Here is a 24,933-nt window from a genome sequence, read left to right as displayed (position 1 = left end):
CGACGGGTTGGTTCGTGGCCTGCGCTTGCCTGGGGATTTAATAGCCCGTCGCGATACATATCCCCGATTGAACGTTCGGCGAGCACGCTTATAACGCCCATCATACGCGATAATCATCGATTATCGGGTTCGCGGCGACCGGACGCGGCGCAGTCCCTAAACGTACTTCCGGCAGTCGATCGATGGTCCGGGCATGGACGCTCCGTTCGACCAGCGACTCGCCGCCTGCCGGCGCCGCCTCGAGGAGCGCGGCGCCGCGGTCGCCGTCTGCTTCCCGAGCCCGAACCTGACCTACCTCACCGGCTTCGAGGAATCGCCGTCCGAGCGGCACCTGCTGCTGTTCGTGCCCCGCGCCGGGAGAGGCGCCGAACCGACGCTCGTCGCGCCAGCGATGTACGAGTCCCAACTGGCCGCCCTCCCCGTCGCTGCCCTGCGACTGCGGCTGTGGGACGACGACGAGGACCCGCTCGAGACGGTCGGGCGGACTCTCGAGGAGTGCGGCGTCGACGGTGCCGACGACCCCACCGTCCTGGTCGACGATCGCATGTGGGCGACGTTCACGCAGGACCTTCGGACGCTCCTGCCCGACGCCGCGTTCGGCCTCGCGAGCACCGTCCTCGAGCCGCTTCGGATCCGGAAGGACGACCTCGAACTCGAGACGCTCCGTCGGGCCGCCGAACTCGCCGACCGCGTCTCCCTCGAGATCCGCGAGCGGGGCGCGGAGCTGGTCGGCGAGACGGAGGCCGAACTGGCCGCCGAGATCGAGCGCCTGCTCGCCGAGTACGGCGGCGCGGAGCCCGCCTTCGAAACGATCGTCGCGTCGGGACCCAACGGCGCGCGACCCCACCATCACAGCGGGGATCGGGAGATCGAACGCGGCGATCCGATCGTCCTCGACTTCGGCGCGTTCGTCGCCGCGGCTCTCGAGGGCGACGGCGGGACGGCTCGCTACCCCGGCGACCAGACCCGGACGATCGTCGTCGGCGAGCCGTCCGCGGAATACGAGCGGGTCCACGAGGTCGTCGCCGACGCGCAGCAGGCCGCGGTCGAGGCGGTCGAGCCCGGCGTCGCAGCCGAGGACGTGGATCGGGCCGCCCGAGAGGTCATCGAAGACGCGGGCTACGGCGACGCCTTCGTCCACCGGACCGGCCACGGCGTCGGCCTCGAGGTCCACGAGCCGCCCTACATCGTCGACGGGAACGACCGCGAACTCGAGCCGGGGATGGTCTTCTCCGTCGAACCGGGAATCTACCTCGAGGACCGGTTCGGCGTCCGGATCGAGGACCTCGTGGTCGTCACGGCGGACGGCGCGGAGCGGCTCAACGATTCGCCGCGCGGCTGGGAGACCGGCGCGGCGGTTCGGTGATCCGTTCGGGTTACCGATTAGCGATTTTGCGAGTCCTCTCGCGGACCGCCGAAAAACGGGAGTCGAGAAATAGGCGATTGCAGCAGTAGCCGAAACGGACGTCAGTAGTAGTACAGTTCGAGTTCGTGGCCGCAGTTCCGACAGTGCGTCTCCCGTCCCTGCAGCCGGTTCGATCCGGTGTCGCTGATGCCGGGACCGGCGGGCAGCGATGCGGCGATCGTCGCATCACATTCGGGACAGCCGATCTGCATGGCCGAGCGGTTCGCTTGCGACATACAGCGGCTGTACGCTGACCCCCGAATTAGTTATACCAGCCGTACGCTGCCGAACGCGCTCCGTTCCGGACCGTTCGATTCGGTATCTCGTCGTTTACGTCGTCGAACGGCCGAAACGGTAGCGGGGTTTGAGTGCGGCGATCGGCGGAGCGGGACTGCACGGCCGGGACGCGGCCCGCTTCGGGAGGCGTACCAACGAACCTTTGACCTCGCCATCCTACGGAACAGATATGGAACGACGGACGTACCTCCAGGCGCTCGGGGCCGCCGGCACCGCCGGGCTCGCGGGATGTCTCGACGGCGCGACGAGCGCCGTCGGGCTCGGCGACGACGACACGGTGCTCGGACCGCCGGAGCAGTCACGCGGCGATCCCGACGTCGCCATCTACCCGGTCCACGGAGAGGAGTTCCCCGACTTTTCCCTCCCGGACCCGCTCGCCGGCGAAACGATCACCCGCGACCAGTTTACCGGCGAGCGGGCGATCGTCATGACCTACTTCTTCACCTCGTGTCCCGATGGCGCCTGTCCCGCGCTCATGACGCGGCTCCGTCGCATTCAGGAAGACGCCGCGGAACAGGGGTACGCCGACGACATCGCCTTGCTCGCGATGACGTTCGATCCAAAACGCGACACGCCCGACGTCCTCGAGGAGTACGCCGCCCAGCAGGGCATCGATCACGAGGCCGACAACTGGCACTTCCTCCGCCCGGAGACGAACGAGGCGGCCAAGGAGGCGGCCGACAAGTTCGGGCTGGGCCTCCAGCGGCTCGACGACGGGTCGTCCGGCGGCGGACACGGCGGCGCCGGTAACGAGAGCGAGGGGAGTCACGCGGGCAATGAAAGCGACGACCAGGAAGGCAACGAAAGCGGCCACGACCACGGCGCGTACACCTTCCAGCACATCAACCTGATCCTCCTCGCGAACAAGCAGGGGATCGTCGAGCGCTCGTACCCGCAGGCGCTCAACAAGGACTTCGTCTCCATCGAGGAACTCGTCGACGACGCGCGAACCGTCGCACAGGGGTGATCGATCGTGCGCAGGCGTGACGTCCTCACCGGACTCGGCAGCGCAGGCGTGCTCGCGGGCGCCGGAGCCGTCGCCGTCTACGGACTGCCGTCGGTCGACGAACTCACCGGCGAGAGCGAGAACGGGACCGAGAGCGACGAGGCGGACGAGGAACCGCGCGACCCCCTCCGACTCGAGACGATCGACGCGCCGGGCAGCGAGCCCGGCGAGGTGCTCGTTCCCGAACCGGGCCGGGCGACCTTCATCGACCTGTTCGCGACGTGGTGTTCGCCCTGCGAGAAACAGATGCCGGCGCTCGCCGAGGCCCACGAACGGGTCGCCGACGCCGACGTGCAGTTCATCTCAGTAACGAACGAAGGCATCAGTCACGACGAACTCGCCGCCTGGTGGGACGAACACGACGGCAGTTGGCCCATCGCCGTCGACCCCGCCGCGGAACTGAGCGCACGCTACCTCGGGTCCGGCTACCCGACCGCCGTCACGGTCGACGCGTCGGGCCGGGTCCTGTGGTCCGACGACGGCGTCAAGTCGGCCGACGAACTCGTCGGCAGGATCGAGGCCGCGATCGACGCCAGCGAGGGCGCCGACGAGTAGCATGGTCGACGCGTCGACCCTCGAGTCGCTGACGTTCGCGCTGATCGCCGGCATCTCGACGTTCTTCTCCCCCTGCGCGTACCCGCTTTTGCCGGGTTACGTCGGCTTCTACGTGAACCAGACCGAGGGCGAGGGGGCCTCCCTGAGCGGCGCGCTCGGCCGCGGCACCGTCGCCGGCCTCGGCGCGCTCGGGACGCTCGCCGCCCTCTTCGGCGCCGCGTTCTGGATCGGCCACGCGACGCTGTCGAACATCGTCTACTTCGAGCCGCTCATCGGTGCGCTGCTCGTCGTCTTCGGGCTCCTGGTCGTCGTCGACCGCGCCCCTTCGCTGTCGATCCCCCTGCCGCAGCGGCGCTCGAGCGTCCTCGGGTTCGGAATCTTCGGCGCGGGGTACGCGCTGGCCGCGGCCGGCTGCGTCGCGCCGCTTTTCGTCGGCGTCGTCGCCCAGGCGCTGTCGCTGCCGCCGGCGTCGGGGGCGGTCGTCGTCGGCACGTACATCGGGAGCGTCGTCCTCCTGATGGTCTCGCTGACCGTCGCCACCGGGATGGGCCTGCTCGCCGGCGCCGGCCGGTTCGTCGCCCACGGCGAGCGCCTCGAGCGCCTCGCGGGCGCGATCATGATCGTCGCCGGCCTCGGGCAACTCTACCTCGCGATCGTCGTCCTCGACGTGCTCTGAGCGCAGCGCGACCGGGACGGTCGCGCGGCACCTCGAGGGCGAACACCCGGCAGCCGCAGGTCAGAAAAGTATCCCTCAGTCCGCCGAACTGCCGACAACGATGTATCAGGACATCATGCTCGCGACCGACGGCAGCGAGGGGTCGCGCCAGGCGACCGAGCACGCGATCGAACTCACGCGTCAGTTAGAGGCGGATCTACACGTCCTCTCGGTGTCCGAAGACGGGCCCCACGCGGCCGAAAAGCGCGACGAAATGAGCCACGACGAGGAGGGCGAGGCCGCGCTGGCGGTCGAGGAGGCCGAACGGGCCGCGGCCGACGCGGGCCTCGAGGTCACGTCGACCGTCCGCCACGGCGTCCCGCAGGAGGAGATCGTCGCGGCCGCCGAGGAGAACCCGATCGATCTGGTCGTCGTCGGGACGGTCGGTCGCTCCGGCCTCGATCAGCTGGTCGTCGGCAGCGTCGCCGAGGAGGTCGTCCGCAACTCGCCGGTCCCGGTCGTCGTGGTCCGGGAGACGTAGCGTCGCGCGGTTCGATCGGTCGCGCCGCCGCGTCGTCCGCGCCTCGGCGAACCGGGAGCGCCCGTAATCCGGTACTACCCGTCGATACGCGATCGATAATTAACCTGCCGGCGACGGAATCGCTCCGCACTGTGGTCCGTCGCTCCGGAGGGACCGGCGATCGAACGCCCCTCAAGCGCCCGCGCGGAGGCCGACGGGCGATTCGCGCGGCTCGAGCCGAGCCCGAGCCCGATCGCATCGGCTGCGCCGGGGATTCGATCCGGCGCGCGAGCGAGGTGAGCGTCCGGTGAGCGACGGCGCTACCGCGACGGTCGGTGACGTCCTCCGCGTGCTCGTCGTCGGCGACTCGCGCCGGATCGACCGCACGGCGGACGCCCTCGCCGCGGCGTTCGATCCGGCCGCGCTGGTCAGGGAGCCGACGGTCGCGGACGCGCTCGAGCGGCTGGCCGAGACCGACGTGCACTGTCTCGTCTGCGAGTTCCGGCCCGATTCCGACGCTCCCGACGCCTCGGGTCGCGGCCGCGGGGACGGCACGTCCTGGCTCGAGCGCCTCGCGGCGCGAACCGACGCGCCGATTGTCGCCGTCACCGACGGCGCGTCGGCCGACCGCGCGCTCGAGGCCGGCGCAACCGATATCGTCGAGACTGACGACTCGACCGCCGTCGTCGCGACGCGCGTTCGAAACGCCGCGCAGCGACGGCGGCTCGAGACCGCGGGGCGGGACCGGGACCGGCGCGTCCGCGCCCTTCTCGAGGGGTCCGACGCGCTCGTGCTGGCCGTCGACGAGGACGGCGCGATCGCGTACGCGAGCCCCGCCGCCGAGTCGCGGCTGGGGTACACGACGGACGAGCTCGAGCGGACGACGCTCCCGCGGCTCGTCCACCCGGACGATCGGGGCGACGTCCAGGAACTGCTCTCGACGGTCGCGGCGGCCTCCTTCGGCTCGAGCGAGCGGCAGACGCTGCGGCTGGGCGACGCGGAGGGGCAGTGGCGCCTCGTCGAACTGACCTGCGCCGATCGGATTGCCGAGCCGGGGGTCGACGCACTCGTCGTCACCGTGACCGCCGTCGGTCCCGTCGAGCCCGCCGGCGATGGCGCTCGAGCGGCGCTCGACCGCCTCCCGGAGCCGGCGTTCGCGCTCGGGCCCGACTGGGAGTTGCAGTACGCGAACACGGCCGCTCGGCGGTTCTTCGACGGCGAGCCGCGGCCGGGCACCGTCGTCTGGTCCCTGCTGCCCGAATCGGCCCGCGAGACGTTTTCCAGCCGGCTTCGGGAGGCCGCGACGACCGGTTCCGTCGTCCGGTTCGAGGCAGCGATCGACGAGCGCCGGCTCGCGGTCCTGGCCGCACCCGACGATGACGGCCTGACAGTCCTGATTCGAGAGATTCCGTCTGAAGAAGAAGCGGCGGGAGCAGCACCGGCCGCCGAAGCCGAGCACTCGAGCCGGGAGCGCGACCGACTCGAGTTGCTCGAGTCGACGATCGACGCGCTCGAGGACGGGGTGGCCGTCCTCGAAGACGGAACGGTCGCGCTGGCGAACGCGGCGCTGCTCGAGCTGGCCGACGCGAGGACGCTCGTCGGCCGGGAGGTCGACGCGCTGTTCGACGAGGCGCTCGCGGCGACGGTCCGCGAGCGCGCCCGATCGCCGATCGTCCGCTGGATGGAGCCGATTTCCGGGCGGCTCGAGCCGGTCGGGGCGGCCGAGGAATCGCAGACGAGCGACTCCGAGACCGACAGGGGAGCGGGACGACCGGTCGACGTCTTCGTCGCGCCGCTGCCCGACGACGAGCGCGAGCGAACGGTCTGCGTCGTCCGCGACCGGCGCCGCTCCGGGGCCGCCGCGCTCTCGTCGGTCCGGGACGCGCTGGCCGAGCTGGCCCGCGCGGAGACGGCCGGCGACGTCCGTCGGGCCGCGATCGACGGCCTTCGCGCCGCCGCCGACGCCGAGGTAGCCGCCTGGTACCGCGTCGACGAGGACCGGCTCAGGCCCGCCGCGGTGACGACCCGCGAGGGGCGGCCGGCGGTCGAACTGCCGTCGATCGACCGCGACCGCGGGGCGTTCGACGACCGCGCGGGGACCGCGGACGACTCGGACGCGGACCCCTTCGACGTCGACGAGCCGACCGTCTACGACCGCTCGGCGCTCGAGCCGGCGCTTGCCCGCTCCGGGATCCGGGCCGAGCGCGCGCTCGCCGTCCCGGTCGACGACCGCGCGGTCGTGCTGGCGACCAGCACCGAGCCGATGGCCTTCGAGGCGCTGAATCTCGACGCGCCGGCCGCGCTCGCGGACGCGGCCTCGATCGCCCTCGACCGGCTCGCGGAGCGGGCCAGCGTCCGGGACTGCCGCCGCGACCGCGCGCGCCTCGAGTCGGCCCTCGCCCGCGACGAGCGGGTTCGTGGGTGCGAGCGCGACCTCCTCGCGGCGGAGACGCGCGAGGACGTCGAACGGCGCCTCTGCGAGGGGGTGCTGTCGCTGTCGCCCTCGCTCGACGCGGACGCCGGCGAGGGCGGCCGCGACGCCGATCTCGGGCTCGCCTGGGTCGGTCGAACCGCCGCGGGTCGCGAGACGCTGACGGCGGCGACGTGGGCCGGCCGCGACGGCGACTTCCTCGAGTCGGCGTCGCTTTCGCTAGAGGGGGATGCCGACGGCGATGACCCCGACGATCCGGCCGTCCGGGCCGCGACGAGCCGCGAACCGACGGTCGTCGACGACCTCGAGGGCGCCGACACCGACGCGGTTCATCGCGAAGCGCTCGAGCGGGGCTTTCGCGCGGCGCTGAGCGTCCCGATCGAGCACGACGAGTTCCGGTACGGAACGCTGACCGCGTACGCGACCCGGCCGGCGGCGTTCGACGAGGGGCTGCGGGCTGCCTGTACCCACCTCGCAAGCGTCGCCGGGCACGCGATCGGCGCGCTCGAGCGCAAGCGCGCCCTGCTGGCCGACAGCGTCGCCGAACTCGAGATCGTCGTCCGCGACGAGTCCGAGCCGCTCTCCGCGATCGCGCGCGGCGTCGGGAGCCGGATCGACGTCCGGACGGTCGTCCCGCGGTCGTCGGGCGGCTCGACGGTCTACTGCACGATCGGCGGCGCCGAGCCGGCGGCGATCCGCACGACGCTCGAGGGGGTTTCGGCGGTCGAGTCGTTCCGGGTGGTCGGGGGTGACGACGGAGATGACGAGGACGACGAAACCAACGGAACCGACGACCGCGGCGGACCCGACGCCGACCGGGCGCCCCTCGAGATCCGCCTGTCCGATTCGACCGTCGCGGAGACGCTCGCGGAGTACGGCGGTGCGTTGCGCTCGATTGCGCCGGTCGACGACCGGGCGCGGCTCGTGATCGAACTCTCGAGCACCGTCGACGTGCGCTCGTTCGTCCGCACGATCGACCGCACGCACCCGGGGACGGAACTGGTCGCGCGCCGCGAGCGCGACCGCTCCGCGCCGCCGGCGCGCCCGTTCGACGCCGAGCTCCGCGACCGGCTCTCGGAGCGGCAGTTGCGGACGCTCGAGGCGGCCTACTACGGCGGCTTCTTCGACTGGCCCCGCGAGAGCACCGGCGAGGAGATCGCCGAGACGTTGGGGGTTTCCCAGCCGACGTTCAGCCGTCACCTCCGGCTGGCCCAGCGGAAGCTGTTCGAACTGCTGTTCGACGAGCGCGGCGACGACCGGAACGGCGACGACCGGGGGTAATCCCTCGTTGCCGCTCCGACCGACGCCGGCGGACGGGGATTCGGCGATCGTAGTTCGTCGTTAGCCCGCCGGTCGCAGGCGGTAACAGACTGTTTCTTTCGGCGCGAACGTGACGGAGAAACGACGGCTGAATCAGTATTGACGACAGGCGGCTGATCGGTTCCGTGTATAGCGTCTACGACCATGTACTCGCGGTCGAATCACGCATTCGATGAGCGAGTCCCCGGTAATGCGAACTTACACCTGTCATCCAGCCGGATGGCGGATGCCGCTGTGAGCATCGACCTCACCGATGCCGAGTCCTCCACGCGAACCGACGCCGACGCCGAGGCGACCGACGCGTCCGGCGAAACCGACGCCGACGTCGACCGCGAACACACCGGCGTTCCCTCCGAAGCCGACGGCGGCATCGTCGCGCAGCTCCGGCTCGACCACGCCGACCTCTTCCTCCGCCCGACCCTCCGACGCGCGACCGAGGTCACCGTCGAACCGGAGTACTGGACCACGGTCGAAAACGGCCCCACTCTCGTCTTCCTCACCGTCTACGGCGCCGCGTTCGACGCCTTCGAGGCCGCCCTCGAGGCGGACCCGACCGCCGTCGATCCCGTGCTGGTCGACCGCTACACGGATCGGCGCGTCTACCGGGTCGGCATCGCCGACCGGACGCTGACGTTCGTCGAGCGGACGGCGGCGGTCGGCGGTCGCGTGCTCGAGATGACCAGCTGCAGGGACGGCTGGCGCGTCCAGCTGCGGTTTCCGAGTCGCGACGACCTCGTCTCGTTCAACGAGTACTGTCGGGAGCGGGGAATCTCCCTGACGGTCGATCACCTCCGCGTCTCCGACGACGAGGACGACGGCGTCGTCGCGCTCACCGAGAAACAGCAGGAACTGCTCGCCGTCGCCCACGAGGAGGGGTACTTCGACGTCCCCCGTGGCATCTCGCAGGACGAACTGGCGGATCGGCTCGGCGTCTCGAAATCGGCCGTCTCCCAGCGCCTTCGCCGGGCGATCGGCGAACTCTGCGCGTCGACGCTGTCCCGTCGCTGACGGCCGTCGGCGGTAGCTTTTCGACCGCGACGAGCGCTCGAGCGACCGCTCCGCTCGTCGATTTCGTCGGGAGCGAAAAAGCGGGGATTGGCGCACCTCGACTCGAGCGGGAGGCGGCGACTCGAGTTCGGGCGTCGTCGGATATAGAACGGGCGGCGTCGCAGTCGGCGTTACTCCTCGTCGTCGGCCTCGTCCTTCATCGAGCCGAGTTGGGAGACGAGTTCGTCCGTCGAGACGTCCGACTCGAAGGACATCTCCCCGTTGTGGTCGTTCTCGTGGATGTTTACGGCTTCGGCGTCGTCCTCGTCGTCGGTCGTCTGTTGCTGTTGCTCGGATTCGTCGTAGCTACCAAAACCCATACGTGAACAACGACGCCGCCCCTCAAAGGTGTGCCGGTTCGGGGTAGTTCCGTGAGCCGTTGACACCCGACGCCGTATTGCGATTCCGCCGTTCGAGCGCTACTTGAATCGGAGGAACTGCCGGTCGTACTCGGGTTTCCCCCGCCGCGGGTGGATCGCGATGAACGACGCCGGCGGTAACGCGGCCAGCTGCGCCGGTAGCCCCTCGAGTTCGGCCCGCCAGCCGACGCCGCCGGGTCGCGGCGAGAGCGCGACGATGAGATCGTCGTCGCCGGTTTCGGACTCGAGGCGCGGGATGAGCCGCTCCCAGCCGTCGATCGAACTGAATTCGGCCGGGACGTCCTCCTCGACCATGTCGAACAGGTGCTCGAGCTGGTGGGCCGAGCCGTCGACGACGATGACGTTCAGTTCGGCGCCCAGGCTCGCGGCCAGCCGCTTGACGAGGTGGACGGCCTCGTAGAACCCCCCGTGGTGGTCGACGCCGGCGGGGACGACGACGTGGATGGTCCGGGTCGTGTTGATCGGGTGGCCGAGCCGCGAGACCAGAACGGGCCGGTTGGTCCCCTCGAGGACCTGATCGATGATGCTGCCGAAGATCCGGTGGCGGAAGCTCCGCTCGGCGTCCCAGCCCATGATGATCTGGTCGGCTCGCACTTCGGCGGCGCCCTGGACGATGCCGGACGCGACGTTGTGATTGACCCGGGTTTCGGTTTCGACGTCGACCTCCGCTGCGCTGCCTTCGGCGGCCAGTTCCTCGAGATCCTCGCTGACCGCGGCGATCTCGCGCTCGGTCGCGTCGTCGTCCCGGTCGGGCTGGACGACGGTCATCAGGTGGACCGGTTCGGCGCCGCGATCCCCCTTGATGACGAACGCGAGTTCCATGAGCCGCCGCTGGAGTTCGGCGTCGTGGGACAGCGGCAACAGGATCGTGGGATCGGTCGTCCCGTCCCCGCCCGCGACGTCGCGCTCGAGGGCCAGCGCCGTCGCGCCGCGCTCGGTGAGCCAGGGGCTCAGGACGGCGGTGACCACGAGCATCAACACGACGGCGTTGAGCACCGCCGTGCCGAACAGCCCGAGATCGTAGCCGATGAGCGTGATCGCCAGCGCGGCCGCGGCCTGCCCGGTCGAGAGCCCGAAGATGACGGTCCGTTCGGACGAGGTGTAGTCCTGCACCGCGGCGACGAGCCAGGCGGCGACCCACTTCGTGACGAGCATGACGCCGGTGATGACGGCGGCGATCCACAGCGTCTCGGGGCCGTCGAGGATGACCGTCGGATCGACGAACATCCCGACGTGCAGCAGGAAGAAGGGGATGAAGAAGGCGTTGCCGACGAACTCGATGCGGTTCATCAGGGTGCCGCCCTCCGGAATCTGCCGGTTCAGCGCGATGCCGGCGATGAACGCGCCCAGGATCGGCGCGAGCTCGAGCAGTTCGGCGAGGCTCGCGGTGGCGAAGATGGCGACCATCACGAACAGGAACTCGAAGTAGCTCTCCTCGCTGAACGTCCGGAAGAACCGCCGCGAGATCGGCGGAACGACGAACAGCGCCGCGCCGAACAGGACGACGAGCGAGAGCGCGACCCGCGCGAACAGCCACGGCGTGAGGTCGCCGCCGACGGCGCCGGTGACGATCGCGAGCACGATCAGCGCGATCGTATCCGTAAAGAGGATGCCGCCGAAGACGGCGGTGACGGCGCGGTTCTTCGTCACCCCCAGTCGGTTGACGACCGGGTACGCGAGCAGCGTGTGGGAGGCGAACACCGACGCGAGCAACAGCGCGGCCCAGTGGTTCAGATCGAGGACGGCGTAGACGACGGCGGCGCCGACGACGAACGGCAGGCCGAAACTCGTCAGGCCGAAGAGCGCCGCGTTCTCCGGGGCTTCCTTGAACCCCTGCATGTCGAGCTCGAGGCCGACGGTAAACAGCAGGTAGATCAGCCCGACCTCGCCGAGCAACACGATCGCGTCCGAGTGGCTAACGAACTCGAGCGCGTCTGGACCGATCGCCGCGCCGAGGAGGACGACGCCGACGATACCCGGCTGTCCGAGGCGCTTGACGAACAGCGGGCCGACCAGAAAGACCGCCATTGCGATCGTAAAGACCAGCACCGGCTGCTCGAGGGGGAGTCCGACGTCGGCGAGTAGCGGCCGAATCATGTGAATCGTCGCTCGGGAACGGTGTTCGAAGCGGGTGGAAACGGGTCAGTACACGAACAGTGCGGCTCGAGAGCGGATCGTGGTTCCGGACCACGAACGGGGACCTAATAAACGATGGGTTTCAGGCGAATCGCTCGGCCGGCGTCGAGTACGCAACGGATGCGGCCGAACCGATCGAAACGGTGCACTCGTGACCGGATCGGGACAACGAACGCCCACTTTCCAAACCGGCGGCCGGGATCGCTCGCGGCCGACGCCGCGCTCGTCTCGAGTCCGGCACACGGCGTTTCGCTTCGTTTACCGGCCGTTTTCCGGTCGCACCGACGATTTATCGGGCCCGATACGGTCGTTCGGGAGCCCGTACGCCGCCGTCTCGATCGCGTTTGGTTGACATACTCCGTCCTGTCCGCTCGTTTCGGTTCCGTATGTTCGATCGAAGCGCTCGAATAGAACATACGATCACGAAATTGGTCAAATTCTATCAACGTATTCGGAACTCGTTTCGCGGACCGAGCGAACGGCCGCTCGAGAGTACCCCGACGCTACCGGAATCGGTAGCCAATCTATAGTAATGGGCTCGGCTTGCCTGGATCCTCTCATGTCCGTGTATCAGTTCCGATCTCGACGGGCCGCCGCGGACGATCGACCACGCACGCCGCCTGCGCGATCGTCACGGACGGCCAGCGATCTCGATATCTCCGCGCACGCGCATCGACAGCCGGCCGCACCGAGCCCGGATTCGACGGCGGCCGCGCCGACGACCCCTGCGGTCCGCGCGACGACCGACGCTCGCCGATTCGACCGACGGTGATCGAGAGATGTGTGGAATCATCGGACACGTCGGCGACGGGAACGCGGTCGAGACGCTGCTGACCGGCCTCGAGAACCTCGAGTACCGGGGCTACGATTCGGCGGGCATCGCGATCCAGAACGGCTCCGGCATCGACGTCGAGAAGCGCTCGGGGAAGGTCGAGGAGCTGAAGGAAGCGATCGACGACCCGCTCGAGGGCGACGTCGGCATCGGCCACACGCGCTGGTCGACCCACGGCCCGCCGACCGACGAGAACGCCCATCCCCACACGGACGGCACCGAAGACGTCGCGGTCGTCCACAACGGGATCATCGAGAACTACGCTGAACTCAAGGAGTGGCTCCAGGCCAAGGGCCACGAGTTCACGAGCGACACCGACACCGAGGTCATCCCGCACCTCATTCAGTACTACCTCGACTCGGGGCTGGACAACGAAGCCGCGTTCCGGCGGGCGATCGAGGACCTCGAGGGCAGCTACGCCGTCACGGCGATGCTCTCCGGTGAACACGTTCTCTACGCCGCCCGCAAGGGCTCCCCGCTGGTCGTCGGCGTCGAGGACGACGAGTTCTTCCTCGCCAGCGACGTCCCCGCCTTCCTCGAGTACACCGACAGCGTGGTCTACCTCGAGGACGGCGATGTCGTCGTCGTCGACGAGGACGGCGTCGAGTTTACCGACCTCGACGGCAACCCGATCACGCGCGAGCCCGAGACCGTCGAGTGGGACCCCGAACAGGCCGGCAAGGGCGAGTACGACCACTTCATGCTGAAGGAAATTCACGAGCAACCCACCTCGCTGGCACAGGCGATCGAGGGCCGGATCGACCCCGAGAACGGCCGGATCGCCCTCGACGGGTTCGAGTCGGGCGCGTTCGAGGGAATCGACAGCGTCCAGCTCATCGCCTGCGGTACCTCCTACCACGCAGCGCTGTACGGATCGCTCGCGCTGAACCGGGCCGGCATCGAGGCGACGGCGCTGTTGGCCAACGAGTACAGCGTCGCCGCGCCGCCGGTCGACGAGGACACCCTCGTCGTCGCCGTCACGCAGAGCGGCGAAACGGCCGACACGCTCAACGCCCTCCGCCAGGCCAAAGCGGAGGGTGCGGCCACCCTCACCGTCACGAACGTCGTCGGCTCCACGGCCGCCCGCGAGGCCGACGACGCGCTATTCATCCGGGCCGGGCCGGAGATCGGCGTCGCCGCGACCAAGACCTTCTCCTCGCAGGCGGTCATGCTCACGCTGCTGGCCCAGCGCATCGCCGACGACGTCCGCGGCGAGCCGGCGGCCGACCTCGAGGCGCTGTTGCCCGACCTCGACGCGATGCCCGAGCAGATCGAGACCGTCCTCCGGGAGTCCGACGCCGAGTGGATCGCCAGCCGATACGAGAACAGCCGCTCGTACTTCTTCATCGGCCGCGGGCTCGGCTACCCCGTGGCGCTCGAGGGCGCCCTGAAGTTCAAGGAGATCACTTACGAGCACGCGGAGGGGTTCGCCTCCGGCGAGCTCAAGCACGGGCCGCTGGCGCTCGTCACGCCGGAGACGCCAGTCTTCGCGATCTTCACCGGCGAAGAGGACGAGAAGACGCTGAAGAACGCCGAGGAGGCACAGACCCGCGGCGCGCCGGTGGTCGCGGTCTGTCCCGAGGACCACCGCGCCGTCGAGGTCGCAGACGCCCACCTCGAGATCCCTGAGACCGATCCCGACCTCGCGGGGCTGCTGGCGAACGTCCAGCTGCAGCTCGTCTCCTACTACGCGGCTGACCTGCTGGATCGACCAATCGACAAGCCGCGCAACCTCGCCAAGAGCGTCACGGTCGAGTAACGGCGCCGTCGCTTTTTCCTGCGGAACTGAGAGAGAGAAGATCGAGGCGGCGGTTCGGGCGGATTCCCCGCCCCCGCTCGGATGAGACGCCCCCACTCGATATCGAACGCGTCGCTCGCGGAACGTAACTCGACGCGATCGACGCGTCAGCGAGTACGAGTCCTCGAGGCCGCAGGACGATCGGCCACCCCCGTAGCCGTCGTCCCACGGCGCCGATACGCACGACCCGCACTCGATGACGTCGGAATCGGAACTGGAGGGTCGGTGATCCGCGGAATACCGATCGACACCCTCCGTATGTGATGGCTCTCCCCGGCTACATAAAGTCAACACCTGATAACTACGGTTCGCGGAGAACGTTCGGCACCGACGGCGATCGGCCCGATTCGAGCCGCGGGCGGTCGGCCGTTACCGGTCCCGCTCGACGGTTTCGCCGGGCATCGTCGTCGCGCCCGTATCGAGTTTTAGCCCCGGCGTAAGGCTCGTGTTGATTCCCGTCTTGACGCCATCGCCGGCGACGACGCCGAACTTCCGCCGGCCGGTCGAGACGCGGTCGCCCTTGACGGAGAACTTCACGTCGGCCTCGTCGTGGCGCAGGTTGGCGACGGTCGTCCCCGCGCCGAAGTTGACGTCCCGACCCAGGACGCTATCGCCGACGTACGAGAGGTGACCCACCGTCGCGCCCGGCGAGAGGACGCTGTTTTTCACCTCGACGGCGTTGCCGACCTTCGCGCCCTCGTCGATCAGCGTCGCGCCACGGACGTACGCGTTGGGACCGACCGTCGCCCCCGAACGGATCAGCGCCGGGCCCTCGATTACGACCCCCGGCTTCACGGTCGCACCCTCCTCGACGACCACGTCGCCCTCGAGGTGGGCGTCGTCGCTCACCGTCCCGTCGAGGCGCCGCTCGAGCTCGCCGAGCTTCCACTCGTTGGCCTCGAGCAGCTCCCAGGGGCGGCCGACGTCCATCCACCGGTCGAGGGTGACCGGCGTGACGGCGTACTCGTCGATGACCCGCCCGAGGACGTCCGTGATCTCGTGTTCGCCGCGCTCGCTCGCGGGCACGTCCAGCCACTCGCGGGCATCCGCGGGGAAGGCGTACGCGCCGGCGTTGGCGAGGTTGGTCGGCGGGTCTGCCGGTTTCTCGACGATGTCGGTGATCGTGCCGTCGGTCGTACTCAGCACGCCGTAGTTGCTCGGATCGTCGACCTCGACGGCGCAGACGGCCGGACAGGCCTCGAACAGTCGTTCGATCGCGGCCGGATCGTAGAGGTTGTCGCCGTTGAGGACGGCGAAGGGGCCCTCGAGGTGCTCGCGGGCGGCGTTGACGGCGTCGGCGGTGCCGGCCTGCTCCTCCTGGACGGCGTAGCTGACGGGGACGCCGCGGTACTCGGATCCGAAGTACTCCCGCACGGTCTCGGCCTCGTAGCCGACGACGAGGACGATCTCGTCCGCACCGGCGTCGACGGCCGCGTCGACGGTGTGGGCGGCGAGCGGTCGATCGGCGACGGGCAGCATCGGTTTCGGCACCGACGCGGAGAGCGGTCTAATCCGCGTTCCTTCACCCGCCGTGAGAACGACAGCTTTCATGCCCCACCGTACGCCGATTCGGGGGATAATTATACGGGTTCTACTCGCGCCCTGCGAGCCCGGCCGCGACTCGCGGCCGCCGCGGATCACGGTCGACTGCTCCGCTCGGTAATGGCTGTTGGTACCCGATCGCACGATCGTCGATCGACGATCGAACGTCCGGTCGGATCGAGCGGACGCTATCGCCGATCGAATCGTCAATACCGTAACTAGTAATACGGTCTTACCGGCTCGAAATACAATATTTATCGGGAAGCAGCTCGTGACTCTGCCGATATCTGATTCGTTTCGCTCGTAAGGTTCGGCCCGTTTCAACGAGCGACTAACCGGTTCGAGCCGAATTATGGGGTCTATAGTAAATACCGTTCTGTGGCTACGGCCTGTTGATGTCGACGGAACCATCCGACGCGAAGTGGACGCCGATGACGTCTCGAGAACACACGAGCGCCCCCCGGTGCGTCAACTGTGGGAACCAGGTGACCCGACAGTTCGCCCGCGTGTTCGGGGACAACCGCGACGTCGTCCACGCCTGTCCCGACTGTGCGACGTACCGCGAGATGAAGACGTCCGACTTCATCCCCGAAGAAGCCAGATAGCAGTTCGTTCTCGCTCACATTGTAACGGCGCGATCGTGTCCGTATCGACCGCCGCTGCCGATAGTCACGATTGAGCGTCGTCGCGGTCACAGCCCTCGTTCGGCGCCAAACGTACGAACGCGGACTGGGGTACGGAAACGAGCGATGGGTTGGCGGTGGGTCGTCCGGGACCGTTACTCCGCGTCCGCCTCCGTCGCCTCGAGCGCGCCGCCGACGAGCTCCCGCGCCTCCTCGAAGACCCGCTCGGCGGCGTCCTCGTCGCGGGCTTCCGCGGTTACCCGGACGAGCGGCTGGGTGCCGCTTGCGCGAAGCAGGAACCAGCCGTCGTCGGCCTCGACCCGCACGCCGTCGAGCGTGTCCACGTCGTCGTAGCGGTCGCTGACGAGCGTCCGGACCTCGTCCATCACCGCGGCCTTGTCCTCGACCTCGAGGGAAGTCCGGCGGATCGGGTACCGCTCGATCGCGCCGGCGAGCTCGGAGAGCGGCCCGCGGTCGGCGACCAGTTCGACGAGCTTGGCGGCCGCGAGCGGGCCGTCCGGACACCGAGTTTCTTGGGGCCAGATCCAGGCGCCGCTGGGCTCGCCGCCGAAGACGACGCCGTCCTCGGTCGTCCGCTCGGCGACGTAGACGTCGCCGACCTTGGTTCGCGTGACGGCGGCGCCGACGGTCGCGAGCGCGTCGTCGACGGCGAGGCTGGTGTCGACCGGGGCGGCGACCCGATCGCCCTCGCCCGCGGCCTCGCGGGCGAACAGCGCGAGCAGGGCGTCCTTCGGCACGAAGGTTCCCGTCTCGTCGACGGCCATCATCCGGTCGGCGTCGCCGTCGTGGGCGACGCCGAGGTCGGCGTTCGTCTCCGCGACGAGCGCGGCCAGCGTCTCGAGCGTTTCTTCGTTCGGCTCGCTGGGACGCCCGGGGAACGAGCCGTCCTGCTGGCCGTTCAGCGTCCGGACGTGACAGCCGAGGTCGGCGAGCACCTCGGCCGTGATCGTGCCGGCGCCGTTGCCGAGGTCGACGATCACGCTCGGGGTCGACTCGAGGTCGACGGCCGCCTCGATCGCCGCGGCGTGGTGCTCGCGGGCGGCGTCCCGCCGGCGACGAGTGCCGAGTTCGTCCCACGCCCCGAGGTCGTAGTCGTCCTCGCGGAGCCGGCGCTCGATCGCGTCGCGCTGCTCGGGGCCGAACGCCTTCCCCGAGGGGTTCCAGAGTTTGAGTCCGTTGTCCGGCGCCGGATTGTGCGAGGCCGTCACGACGACCCCCGCATCAGCGTCGAAGCGCTCGATCGACCGCGCGATCGTCGGCGTCGACTCGACGCCGACCTCGAGGACGTCGGCGCCGCACTCGCGCAGCCCCGACGCGACCGCGTCGACGAGCACGTCGCCGCTCTCGCGGACGTCGCGCCCGACGACGACGGTTTCGTAGCCTTCCGACGCGACCGCGCGTCCGACCGAAAGCGCGAGCTCCGCCGTGACGTCCTCCCCGACGGTGCCGCGGATGCCGCTGGTTCCGAACATACGCGTCGGTGACGCGACCGAGCGCCTTACTATGTGGGGATTACCGGCGGCCTCGCCCGGTGAACGCGCCCGTCGGATCTCGAGCGGACTCACCCCCGGCCGCGGCGCCGTCAGTACCGATCCCGTTCGAGACGGCCGCCGTCGTTAGCGCCCCCCTATATTTCTGAACTGTCGCCAGCGTCTATACGAGCGAGCCCGTAGGCCGGGACAGCATCTATGAGTGCGACCGATCAGGAAGCAGATCGCGAGCGCGATCGCGACGCCGCCGCCGAGTCCGAGTCCGACGCCGCCTCCAAATCCGCCACGTCCGTCTCGGAGCTCCCGCCGAGCGCGAAGCTCGTCTACAAGGTCCTCGAGTACGAGGGCGCGATGACTCAGGAGGAGATCGCCGCCGAGTCGCGCCTCTGTGCGCGCACCGTCCGGTACGCGCTCGGCAAACTCGAGGACGCCGACTGCGTCGCCAGCCGCGTCTGCCTCGAGGACGCCCGCCAGTCGAGGTATCGGATCGCCGAGTGACGACGGAGTCGCGACGTCGACCGTGAGACTTTCGGTTGAAAACAGAACGGCGAGAAGCCGAACCCGGCCGCCCTACGCGAGTTTTCGGTACCGATCGATCGCCAGATCGACGCCGAACGCGCCCGACGTGATCGTGAAGTTCGTCTCGAGGCGCGGGTTGAACTTCGCCTTGTAGCGGTTGATGCTCGGGACGCCGGCGCCGACGAGGTCGTACCGCTCGAGGCCCGCATGGAGGCCGTCGCGCATCACGGTCCAGTCCAGCAGGTCGTTGATCGGCAGGTCGACGTCGGCGTCCGGTTTGACGCCGCCCTGCCAGCGGTATCGGGTGGTGTCCGACTCGACGACGAGGATGCCGCCCAGGACCTCGCCGTCTACGCGGCAGACGTACGGCCGCACGGAGCCCTCGGGCAGCACCGCGTACGCCGACCGGACGAAATCGGGGCTCAGGTGGAACGACCGACCCTGATTCTCGTACCGCTGGGCGACCTGCTCGACGATGCGGTCGATGTCGTCGGCGTCGCCCTCCTCGACGACGTAGGCGTCCTCGTCCGCGCCGCGCACGTTCTGTCGGGCGTCGCTGCTGAACCGACTCAGGAGCTCCTCCTCGCTGCCCTCGAGATCAACGACGTAGGTGTAGCCCGGCTCGACGGTGTAATCGTTCCAGACGAACGGCCGCACGTCCTCGAACTCGGCGGCGACGAACCGCGTGTACAGCGGGGAGATTTCCTCCTCGATCCACTGGATGGCGCCCTCGAGGAACCGCTGGATCCGTTGATCGGCCTTGCGGCGCTTGACCTTCGCGAGGTTCAGCGTCGCCGGGCCGAGGTAGGGCGACCACGACTGGGGCGCCGGGGAGAACGCGCCGGTGATCGGTCCCTTCGAGTACTCGAAGACAGGAAAGAGTCCGATCGCCTCCTGCCCCTTGAAGCCGGTCAGGAGGTGCAGCGTCGTGCCCGTGTCCTCGGCCTGTAGGCGGAGCGCTTCGGCGCGGAAGAAGGGGTTGGTTCCGTCCGACCGCTCGACGTAGCGGTTCCACTCCTCGGCCTCGGTCCACGGGTCGAGCGTCGTGACTTCGACGGTCATAGGTACCCCAGATCCGAGAGGCGATCCTCGACGATCTGATCCTCGGTCGCCGCGATCGGTTCGGGATCGTACGACGGGTACTCCGCTTCCGGCCCGGCCTCGACGATCGGCAGCGTTTCGCCGTCCATCTCGGCGTCGATCGGCACGTCGAACAGCGCGCAGATCGTGGGCGCGATGTCGAAGATCGTCGCGTCGGCGTCCGCGAGCGAGGCGCTCTCGTCGAACGCCGAGCCCATCGCGCCGACGACGCCGGTCCGCTTGTGGTTCCACGGCTCCATCGGCTCGCCGAACAGGTCTTTCCCGAGATCGGCGCTGATCGCGTTGTTGAACGCCGCGGGCACCGTGACGATGTCCGGCCCCTCGTCGAGGTACGGCCCGTCGAAGAACTCCTCGCGGGGGCCGACGGCGTCGAACATCGGCTCGCCGTCCGGGGTCCGAACCGACGACAGCGCCTCGACGACCTCCTCGCGGACCCGCTCGTACTCCGATTCGGGCACCTGCCCGTTCGGCTCGCGCCCCTCGAGGTTGATCCGCAGGCCGAGTTCGCTCTTCGAGCGCATGTAGACCTCCGAGTCGGCGAAATCGACCTGCTCGCTGGCCGCCCGAATCAGGTCGTTGGGTACCCGCCTGCCGATCGGCTCCTTCAGGCCGACCCGCTCGAGCGCGTTCGCGACGCGCTGGGTCGTGACGCCGAACCGCGCGGCGACGTTCAGGGCCTTCTCGAGGGTGCTCTCCTCGTGGCTGCCCGCGTCCTCGCCGTAGAGCAGGTCGTTCTCCCAGCTCTTGGACCAGTCGGGCATCCCCTCGCCGCCCCGGTGGGCCTGCAGGTAGCCCCGATCGCGGAGGAACTCGTTGACGCGGAACTCGTGGCCCGTGACTTTTCCCATCCCGTGGTCGCTGACGATCAGGACGTTCTCGGGGTCGGTCTCCTCGATGGTCTGCTCGACCTGCCGGTCGACCTCGCGGTAGACGGCTTCGATGGCCTTCTTGTCGCCGGGTCGCTCGTGGAAGACCGAGTCGGTCTGCTGGAACTGGAGGAAGCCGAACTCGGGTTCCATCCGGCGACAGAGGTAGCGAAAGGCCTTCCCCCGGAGTTCGATCGTCCGCTCGTACCCCTCGATCGACTGGTCCGGTTCGGGGCCGCTCTGCGGGTAGACCCGGTAGCCGCCACACTCCAGCTTGACGTCCTCGAGGATCCCCTCGGGGTGGCAGTCCGGGTCTTCGGGGGCGGTCAGCCCCGGAATCAGCGCCCCGTCGAACGCTCGGGCCGGGTGCGTGACCGGAACGTTGACGACGACGCTCGTGATCCCGTGCTCGGAGAGCAGTTCCCAGACCGGCCGCTCCCGGACGTGACTCGAGTTCACCACGCTCCAGTCGTAGCCGTCGAACGAGAGGAAATCGAAGACGCCGTGCTTGCCCGGATTCTTCCCCGTGTACATCGACGGCCAGGCGCTGGCCGTCCACGGCGGAATCTGCGACTCCAGCGACCCGCTGGTCCCTGACTCGAGTATCCGTCGCAAGGTCGGCACCTCGCCCGACTCGAACAGCGACTCGAGTATCGGTGGACACCCCGCGTCGAGTCCGACGACGAGAAGGCGAAGATCGTCTTCGTCGGTCGAATCAACCATGGGCGAAGCGTTCGTCTATCCGCGCTTTGTTATGCAAGCGCTTGCGAATCGTAAGGGGGGTTTTCAGCCGGAGATGTCGCGCGATTCACACGAGGCGCCGGGGCTGTAAGCCGCGCCTGTCGACCCGCAACCGGACGTATCGTCCCCATCACTAAGGCTGTATCCGCGTACTGAACCACGTACTACGCGGCTCGTCGCCGAGCGGCCGCCCGTCACGCATGCTCCGTGCCACGCCGACCCTGTCGTTTCGATCGCTCGCGAGCCGGAACGGGAAGGGACTCGAGGCGGTTTTCGACGACCGCGCGAGGGCCCACACCTACTACGGCTCGGGGAAGGTCGCGCTCCGGGACGGCCTCGCCGGCCTCGTCGAATCCGGGCAGAACGTCCTCATCCCGGCCTACCTGCCCGACGCGGTCGCCGAACCGTTTCGCGACCTCGACCTCGAGCCGCGGTACTACCGCGTGCGGCCTTCGTTCGCCCCCGACTTCGCCGACCTCGAGGCCCGCATCGACGACGAGACCGCCGCCGTCATGTCGGTCAACTACTTCGGCTTTCCCCAGCCCGGGCTCGAGGAGGTGGCGGCGCTGGCGGACGAGTACGACTGCTACCACATCGACGACAACGCGCACGCCCCGCTCAGCGTCGCCGACGGACGATTGCTCGGGACGGACGGCGACGTCGGGATCGCGAGCCTCTGGAAACTGCTGCCGGTCCCGAACGGAGCCGTCCTCTACCGGAACAGCGACGCGGCGATCGAGGCCTACGAACCGTCCGAACACGCCGGCGTCCGCGACCGCGTCGGTCTCGGTGACGGCGCGTTCGTGCTCAAATCCGCCGCTCGAAACGTTCTCGACGGCGTCGGCGGCACCGGCGCGTCGCTCGGCTCGCTGCTCGGCGGGTCCGCCCGGGCCGACGACCGGCGGGACGCGAATCGGAACGGGACCGAGACCGAGCCGCCCGAAAACGACAGGACCGAACCCGACGGCGGGACGACGCTCGAGGAGGGTGACGAGGGCAAGGACCCGCCGGCCGTCGGCACCCCCGAGGAGCGATACGAGGACGGGAAAACGCCGATGGCGAAGCTGTCGAAGCACGTCCTCGAGAACGCCGATCCTGACCGGATCCGGGAGCGGCGACGGACCAACTTCAGGACGTGGTGCCGCGTCCTCGCCGACCGCGACGACCTCGCGGTCGTCTACGACGACCTGCCGGAGGGGATCTGTCCGCAGGCGTTCCCGGTCCGAGCGGCCCATCCCGACGATCTCGTCGCGACGTTCGAGGACCGCGGCGTCGGCGCGTACACCTGGCCGCGCCTCTCGACGACCGTCCGCGACGGCCCGGCCTACGAGACCGCGCGGCGGCTCTCGGAAACGATCGTCGCGCTGCCGGTCCACCAGCACATCGAGCCGTCGACGCTCGAGGCGATCGGCGACCGACTTTCGACGTAGCGAAAACGAGATCCCTCGGAACTAGTCGCTCTCCTCGAGGTGCGAGGCGATCTCCTCAGAGGCGTCGTCCGCCAGCGCGTACGCCCGCTCGCCGCTCCTGTCCAGAACCGATTCGGTGCGCAGCTCCGAGAGGAGACTCTGGACCGCGATCGTGGAGCGATCGACCCGCTTCGCGACGGCGGCCGCCTCGAGCGGCCCCTCGCGCGCCAACGCGATCAGCACGGTGCCGGCCGTCTCGACCGAGCACCGCGACCCTTCGCTGGCGCGCTCGAGGGATTCGCCGACCGACGTGCCCTCGAGTTCGCTCACGAGGCGGCGGCCGGGCTGGTGTTGCCCGGCGAGGGTGTAGTCGGGGACGGCGGCCTCGAGGTCGTCAGCGGTCGTTTCGGCGCCGTTCGCCCCTTCCTCGCCCTCGATAACTGCGGAACTGCGCTCGCGCTCGCGGTTGCGGTTACGACTGCGGCCCGTCATTCCGTCACTTCGGTCGCCGCCAGCGGTCGGTGTCCGTTCTTGCTCGACGTCCGGCCAGTCGCCGCGCTTGTAGCCGGTGAGGGGGCCACGCTCCGGAACGCCCGCACCGTCGTCGCCGGACTGCCGCGCCGACTCGGGCTCGCCCGCGACGACCAGTTCGCCCTCGTCGCCGCCGTCGACCGACGCGTAGCCGAACTCGAGGTCGTCACCGCTGGCCTGAATGATCGACTCCTCGTCGCCGTCGGTCTCCGCCTCGAGTTCGCGAACGTGCTCGCGCAGTTTTTCGTTGACCTCGCGAAGCCGATCGATCGTCTCCGCCCGGGACGCGAGTTCGTCCTCCAGCGCCTCGATCCGCTCGTCTCGCTCGGCGATCGCGTCCTCGAGTTCGTCGCGCTCCTCCTCGAGGGCGACGATCTCGTCGTGCAGCCGGCGCTCCTCGCCGTCGCCGTCCCGGTCCGGCAACTGCGTCTGGAACGTCTCAGGCCGCGTCAGGGCGTCGGCCATCTGCTTGGCCGCATTCGAGATGTCGCGGGCCGACTCGAGTTCGTCCTCTAAGGTCTCGATGCGCTTTTCCTTCTTCTCGAGTTCGTTCTCGAGCTCGAGGATGCGGTTCTCCTCGCGCTCCTTGCGCTCGGAGATCTCCTGCAGGTCGCCCATGAGGGTGTCGGAGACGGACTTGAGCTCCGGGCGTTCGAAGTCGTCCAGCCCCGGCGTGGCGCCGGCGTCGAAGGTGCGCTTGCGGCGGAACTGGACCTTGCGGACGTCGGCGTCCATCCAGTCGGTCTGGACGAACGCCTGCCCGTCGTTCAGTTCGGCGACGGCCTCCTCGTACTCGGTGTCGATGATCCGGCCGACGACCTTCGTGTCGTTGTCCCACGTGAGGCGGTGCCAGACGAGCCAGTTGGCCTGCGTGATGAAGTCCTTCTTGACGTCGGCGGGCCGCTGGCTGATGCCGACGATGCCGAGGCCGTGTTTACGGCCGCGCTTGCTGATCTTGATCAGGAGATTGCCGGTCTCGCCGACGCCGCCGCCCTCGGGGATGTACTCGTGGACCTCCTCGACGACCAGCAGGAAGGGCTTTTTCAGCTTCTTCTCCTTGACGAACAGCTGGCGGGCGACCTTCCGGATGAGTTCGTCCGCGACGCCCTCCTCGATGTAGCCGGAGACGTCGAGGATGATCGGGACGTTCTCCTCCAGGGCCAGCGTCGCCATCTGCTCGGCGTGCTCGGGCCCGATCTGGATGTCGCACTCCTCGTCGGCGCCGGCGTGGAGCATCTCGTACTCCTCCTTGAGCCCGTAGTACTCCCCGTCGGTGTCGACGATCAGGAGGGGGTAGCCGGCCTCGAGCAGTTCCTCGGCGATGACGGAGGCGGTGTTCGACTTGCCGGAGCCGGACTTTCCGGTCACGAACCCGCGGCCGGTCAGGAGTTCGACGACCGGCAGCCACAGGTCCTTCCCGGCGTCGGTCTCGCCGACGAGCACCTCGCGCTGGTTCTCGTCGTCGCTCACCGGCGCCCCACCTCTCGTTTCCGCGCTCGGAGTCGCGCTCGGGCGATCGAGGCCGCGTCGTTCATGCTACCTAGTCTTCGAACGCGGTACCTTGAATATTGGCCTCGGGTGACTGTCGCCGCCGCTGACTGGCTCGGCTATGTCGTGTGGTACCATACTGTGGAAATAATTATGTCAATGGAACCACACCGTCAGCGTAGGTTCCGACCGATGACCACCACCGCGCTCGTCACCGCGT

Annotated in this window: 19 protein-coding genes; 11 read left to right on the top strand and 8 right to left on the bottom strand. The window is 69.0% G+C overall.

Features of this window, described 5'->3' with window-relative positions; translation table 11 throughout:
• Positions 1 to 193 precede the first annotated feature (193 nt).
• A complete protein-coding gene (locus ACYQ26_RS13015) occupies positions 194 to 1,366 on the top strand; it encodes an aminopeptidase P family protein (protein ID WP_459809327.1) in 1,173 nt (390 codons plus the stop codon).
• Positions 1,367 to 1,467: 101 nt separating this feature from the next.
• On the opposite strand, the gene ACYQ26_RS13010 is transcribed toward ACYQ26_RS13015, so the two are convergent.
• Positions 1,468 to 1,641 (bottom strand): hypothetical protein, encoded by a 174-nt coding sequence (locus tag ACYQ26_RS13010; protein WP_459810775.1) that lies wholly within the window; start codon positions 1,639 to 1,641, stop codon positions 1,468 to 1,470.
• Positions 1,642 to 1,871: 230 nt separating this feature from the next.
• Between ACYQ26_RS13010 and ACYQ26_RS13005 the strand changes: the two genes are divergently transcribed.
• The 6 genes from ACYQ26_RS13005 to ACYQ26_RS12980 all read left to right on the top strand — a co-directional run bounded on the left by ACYQ26_RS13005 (position 1,872) and on the right by ACYQ26_RS12980 (position 9,197).
• Positions 1,872 to 2,669 (top strand): SCO family protein, encoded by a 798-nt coding sequence (locus ACYQ26_RS13005; protein WP_459809326.1) that lies wholly within the window; start codon positions 1,872 to 1,874, stop codon positions 2,667 to 2,669.
• A 6-nt stretch (positions 2,670 to 2,675) separates the two neighbouring features.
• Complete coding sequence (locus tag ACYQ26_RS13000; RefSeq protein ID WP_459809325.1) at positions 2,676 to 3,263, top strand: TlpA family protein disulfide reductase; 588 nt, start codon at positions 2,676 to 2,678, stop codon at positions 3,261 to 3,263.
• 1 nt (position 3,264) lies between these two features.
• On the top strand, positions 3,265 to 3,939 hold the full coding sequence (locus ACYQ26_RS12995; RefSeq protein ID WP_459809324.1) for a cytochrome C biogenesis protein: 675 nt from the start codon (positions 3,265 to 3,267) through the stop codon (positions 3,937 to 3,939).
• Between the two features lie 100 nt (positions 3,940 to 4,039).
• Positions 4,040 to 4,459 (top strand): universal stress protein, encoded by a 420-nt coding sequence (locus tag ACYQ26_RS12990; RefSeq protein WP_459809323.1) that lies wholly within the window; start codon positions 4,040 to 4,042, stop codon positions 4,457 to 4,459.
• A gap of 286 nt (positions 4,460 to 4,745) precedes the next feature.
• Entirely contained in the window at positions 4,746 to 8,150 is a 3,405-nt protein-coding gene (locus ACYQ26_RS12985; RefSeq protein WP_459809322.1) for a bacterio-opsin activator domain-containing protein, read from the top strand.
• Positions 8,151 to 8,423: 273 nt separating this feature from the next.
• A complete protein-coding gene (locus ACYQ26_RS12980; RefSeq protein WP_459809321.1) occupies positions 8,424 to 9,197 on the top strand; it encodes a helix-turn-helix domain-containing protein in 774 nt (257 codons plus the stop codon).
• Positions 9,198 to 9,367: 170 nt separating this feature from the next.
• Here the strand turns inward: ACYQ26_RS12980 and ACYQ26_RS12975 are convergent, their stop codons facing one another.
• Both ACYQ26_RS12975 and ACYQ26_RS12970 read right to left on the bottom strand, forming a co-directional pair.
• Positions 9,368 to 9,556: a DUF5786 family protein gene (locus tag ACYQ26_RS12975; protein ID WP_459809320.1), complete on the bottom strand. Its 189-nt coding sequence runs from the start codon at positions 9,554 to 9,556 to the stop codon at positions 9,368 to 9,370.
• A gap of 99 nt (positions 9,557 to 9,655) precedes the next feature.
• Complete coding sequence (locus ACYQ26_RS12970) at positions 9,656 to 11,713, bottom strand: cation:proton antiporter domain-containing protein (protein ID WP_459809319.1); 2,058 nt, start codon at positions 11,711 to 11,713, stop codon at positions 9,656 to 9,658.
• 818 nt (positions 11,714 to 12,531) lie between these two features.
• On the opposite strand from ACYQ26_RS12970, the gene glmS reads away from it, so the two are divergent.
• Positions 12,532 to 14,343: a glutamine--fructose-6-phosphate transaminase (isomerizing) gene (gene glmS / locus ACYQ26_RS12965; RefSeq protein ID WP_459809318.1), complete on the top strand. Its 1,812-nt coding sequence runs from the start codon at positions 12,532 to 12,534 to the stop codon at positions 14,341 to 14,343.
• Positions 14,344 to 14,751: 408 nt separating this feature from the next.
• On the opposite strand, the gene glmU is transcribed toward glmS, so the two are convergent.
• Positions 14,752 to 15,933: a bifunctional sugar-1-phosphate nucleotidylyltransferase/acetyltransferase gene (gene glmU, locus ACYQ26_RS12960; protein ID WP_459809317.1), complete on the bottom strand. Its 1,182-nt coding sequence runs from the start codon at positions 15,931 to 15,933 to the stop codon at positions 14,752 to 14,754.
• 386 nt (positions 15,934 to 16,319) lie between these two features.
• Here glmU and ACYQ26_RS12955 point away from each other — a divergent pair, with 386 nt between their 5' ends.
• Positions 16,320 to 16,529 (top strand): DUF7563 family protein, encoded by a 210-nt coding sequence (locus ACYQ26_RS12955; protein WP_013880584.1) that lies wholly within the window; start codon positions 16,320 to 16,322, stop codon positions 16,527 to 16,529.
• A gap of 173 nt (positions 16,530 to 16,702) precedes the next feature.
• Here ACYQ26_RS12955 and glmM read toward each other — a convergent pair whose 3' ends face one another.
• Positions 16,703 to 18,040: a phosphoglucosamine mutase gene (gene glmM / locus ACYQ26_RS12950; protein WP_459809316.1), complete on the bottom strand. Its 1,338-nt coding sequence runs from the start codon at positions 18,038 to 18,040 to the stop codon at positions 16,703 to 16,705.
• A 216-nt stretch (positions 18,041 to 18,256) separates the two neighbouring features.
• On the opposite strand from glmM, the gene ACYQ26_RS12945 reads away from it, so the two are divergent.
• Positions 18,257 to 18,556, top strand: coding sequence for a MarR family transcriptional regulator (locus tag ACYQ26_RS12945; protein WP_459809315.1), 300 nt, complete (start codon positions 18,257 to 18,259; stop codon positions 18,554 to 18,556).
• 72 nt (positions 18,557 to 18,628) lie between these two features.
• Here the strand turns inward: ACYQ26_RS12945 and ACYQ26_RS12940 are convergent, their stop codons facing one another.
• Positions 18,629 to 19,639, bottom strand: coding sequence for a lipid II:glycine glycyltransferase FemX (locus ACYQ26_RS12940; RefSeq protein ID WP_459809314.1), 1,011 nt, complete (start codon positions 19,637 to 19,639; stop codon positions 18,629 to 18,631).
• Positions 19,636 to 21,267 carry an alkaline phosphatase family protein gene (locus ACYQ26_RS12935; RefSeq protein WP_459809313.1) on the bottom strand — a complete coding sequence of 544 codons (1,632 nt, stop codon included), beginning with the start codon at positions 21,265 to 21,267 and terminating at the stop codon, positions 19,636 to 19,638. The genes ACYQ26_RS12940 and ACYQ26_RS12935 overlap by 4 nt, the downstream gene beginning before the upstream one ends.
• Before the next feature lie 218 nt (positions 21,268 to 21,485).
• Between ACYQ26_RS12935 and ACYQ26_RS12930 the strand changes: the two genes are divergently transcribed.
• Positions 21,486 to 22,715 carry a DegT/DnrJ/EryC1/StrS family aminotransferase gene (locus tag ACYQ26_RS12930; RefSeq protein ID WP_459809312.1) on the top strand — a complete coding sequence of 410 codons (1,230 nt, stop codon included), beginning with the start codon at positions 21,486 to 21,488 and terminating at the stop codon, positions 22,713 to 22,715.
• A 21-nt stretch (positions 22,716 to 22,736) separates the two neighbouring features.
• On the opposite strand, the gene ACYQ26_RS12925 is transcribed toward ACYQ26_RS12930, so the two are convergent.
• Complete coding sequence (locus tag ACYQ26_RS12925; RefSeq protein ID WP_459809311.1) at positions 22,737 to 24,695, bottom strand: helicase HerA domain-containing protein; 1,959 nt, start codon at positions 24,693 to 24,695, stop codon at positions 22,737 to 22,739.
• Positions 24,696 to 24,933 lie beyond the last annotated feature (238 nt).

The sequence above is a fragment of the Halopiger thermotolerans genome, assembly GCF_054654555.1.
Note: the sequence above shows the minus strand (reverse complement) of the source record. Positions and strands in the feature narration are given on the sequence as shown.

Excerpts from the sequence above, each read along its gene's own strand:
- ACYQ26_RS13015 (WP_459809327.1), top strand. The coding sequence starts at position 194 with ATGGACGCTCCGTTCGACCAGCGACTCGCCGCCTGCCGGCGCCGCCTC.
- ACYQ26_RS13010 (WP_459810775.1), bottom strand. The coding sequence starts at position 1,641 with ATGTCGCAAGCGAACCGCTCGGCCATGCAGATCGGCTGTCCCGAATGT.
- ACYQ26_RS13005 (WP_459809326.1), top strand. The coding sequence starts at position 1,872 with ATGGAACGACGGACGTACCTCCAGGCGCTCGGGGCCGCCGGCACCGCC.
- ACYQ26_RS12995 (WP_459809324.1), top strand. The coding sequence starts at position 3,265 with ATGGTCGACGCGTCGACCCTCGAGTCGCTGACGTTCGCGCTGATCGCC.
- ACYQ26_RS12990 (WP_459809323.1), top strand. The coding sequence starts at position 4,040 with ATGTATCAGGACATCATGCTCGCGACCGACGGCAGCGAGGGGTCGCGC.
- ACYQ26_RS12975 (WP_459809320.1), bottom strand. The coding sequence starts at position 9,556 with ATGGGTTTTGGTAGCTACGACGAATCCGAGCAACAGCAACAGACGACC.
- ACYQ26_RS12970 (WP_459809319.1), bottom strand. The coding sequence starts at position 11,713 with ATGATTCGGCCGCTACTCGCCGACGTCGGACTCCCCCTCGAGCAGCCG.
- glmS (WP_459809318.1), top strand. The coding sequence starts at position 12,532 with ATGTGTGGAATCATCGGACACGTCGGCGACGGGAACGCGGTCGAGACG.
- glmU (WP_459809317.1), bottom strand. The coding sequence starts at position 15,933 with ATGAAAGCTGTCGTTCTCACGGCGGGTGAAGGAACGCGGATTAGACCG.
- ACYQ26_RS12955 (WP_013880584.1), top strand. The coding sequence starts at position 16,320 with ATGTCGACGGAACCATCCGACGCGAAGTGGACGCCGATGACGTCTCGA.
- glmM (WP_459809316.1), bottom strand. The coding sequence starts at position 18,040 with ATGTTCGGAACCAGCGGCATCCGCGGCACCGTCGGGGAGGACGTCACG.
- ACYQ26_RS12945 (WP_459809315.1), top strand. The coding sequence starts at position 18,257 with ATGAGTGCGACCGATCAGGAAGCAGATCGCGAGCGCGATCGCGACGCC.
- ACYQ26_RS12940 (WP_459809314.1), bottom strand. The coding sequence starts at position 19,639 with ATGACCGTCGAAGTCACGACGCTCGACCCGTGGACCGAGGCCGAGGAG.
- ACYQ26_RS12935 (WP_459809313.1), bottom strand. The coding sequence starts at position 21,267 with ATGGTTGATTCGACCGACGAAGACGATCTTCGCCTTCTCGTCGTCGGA.
- ACYQ26_RS12930 (WP_459809312.1), top strand. The coding sequence starts at position 21,486 with ATGCTCCGTGCCACGCCGACCCTGTCGTTTCGATCGCTCGCGAGCCGG.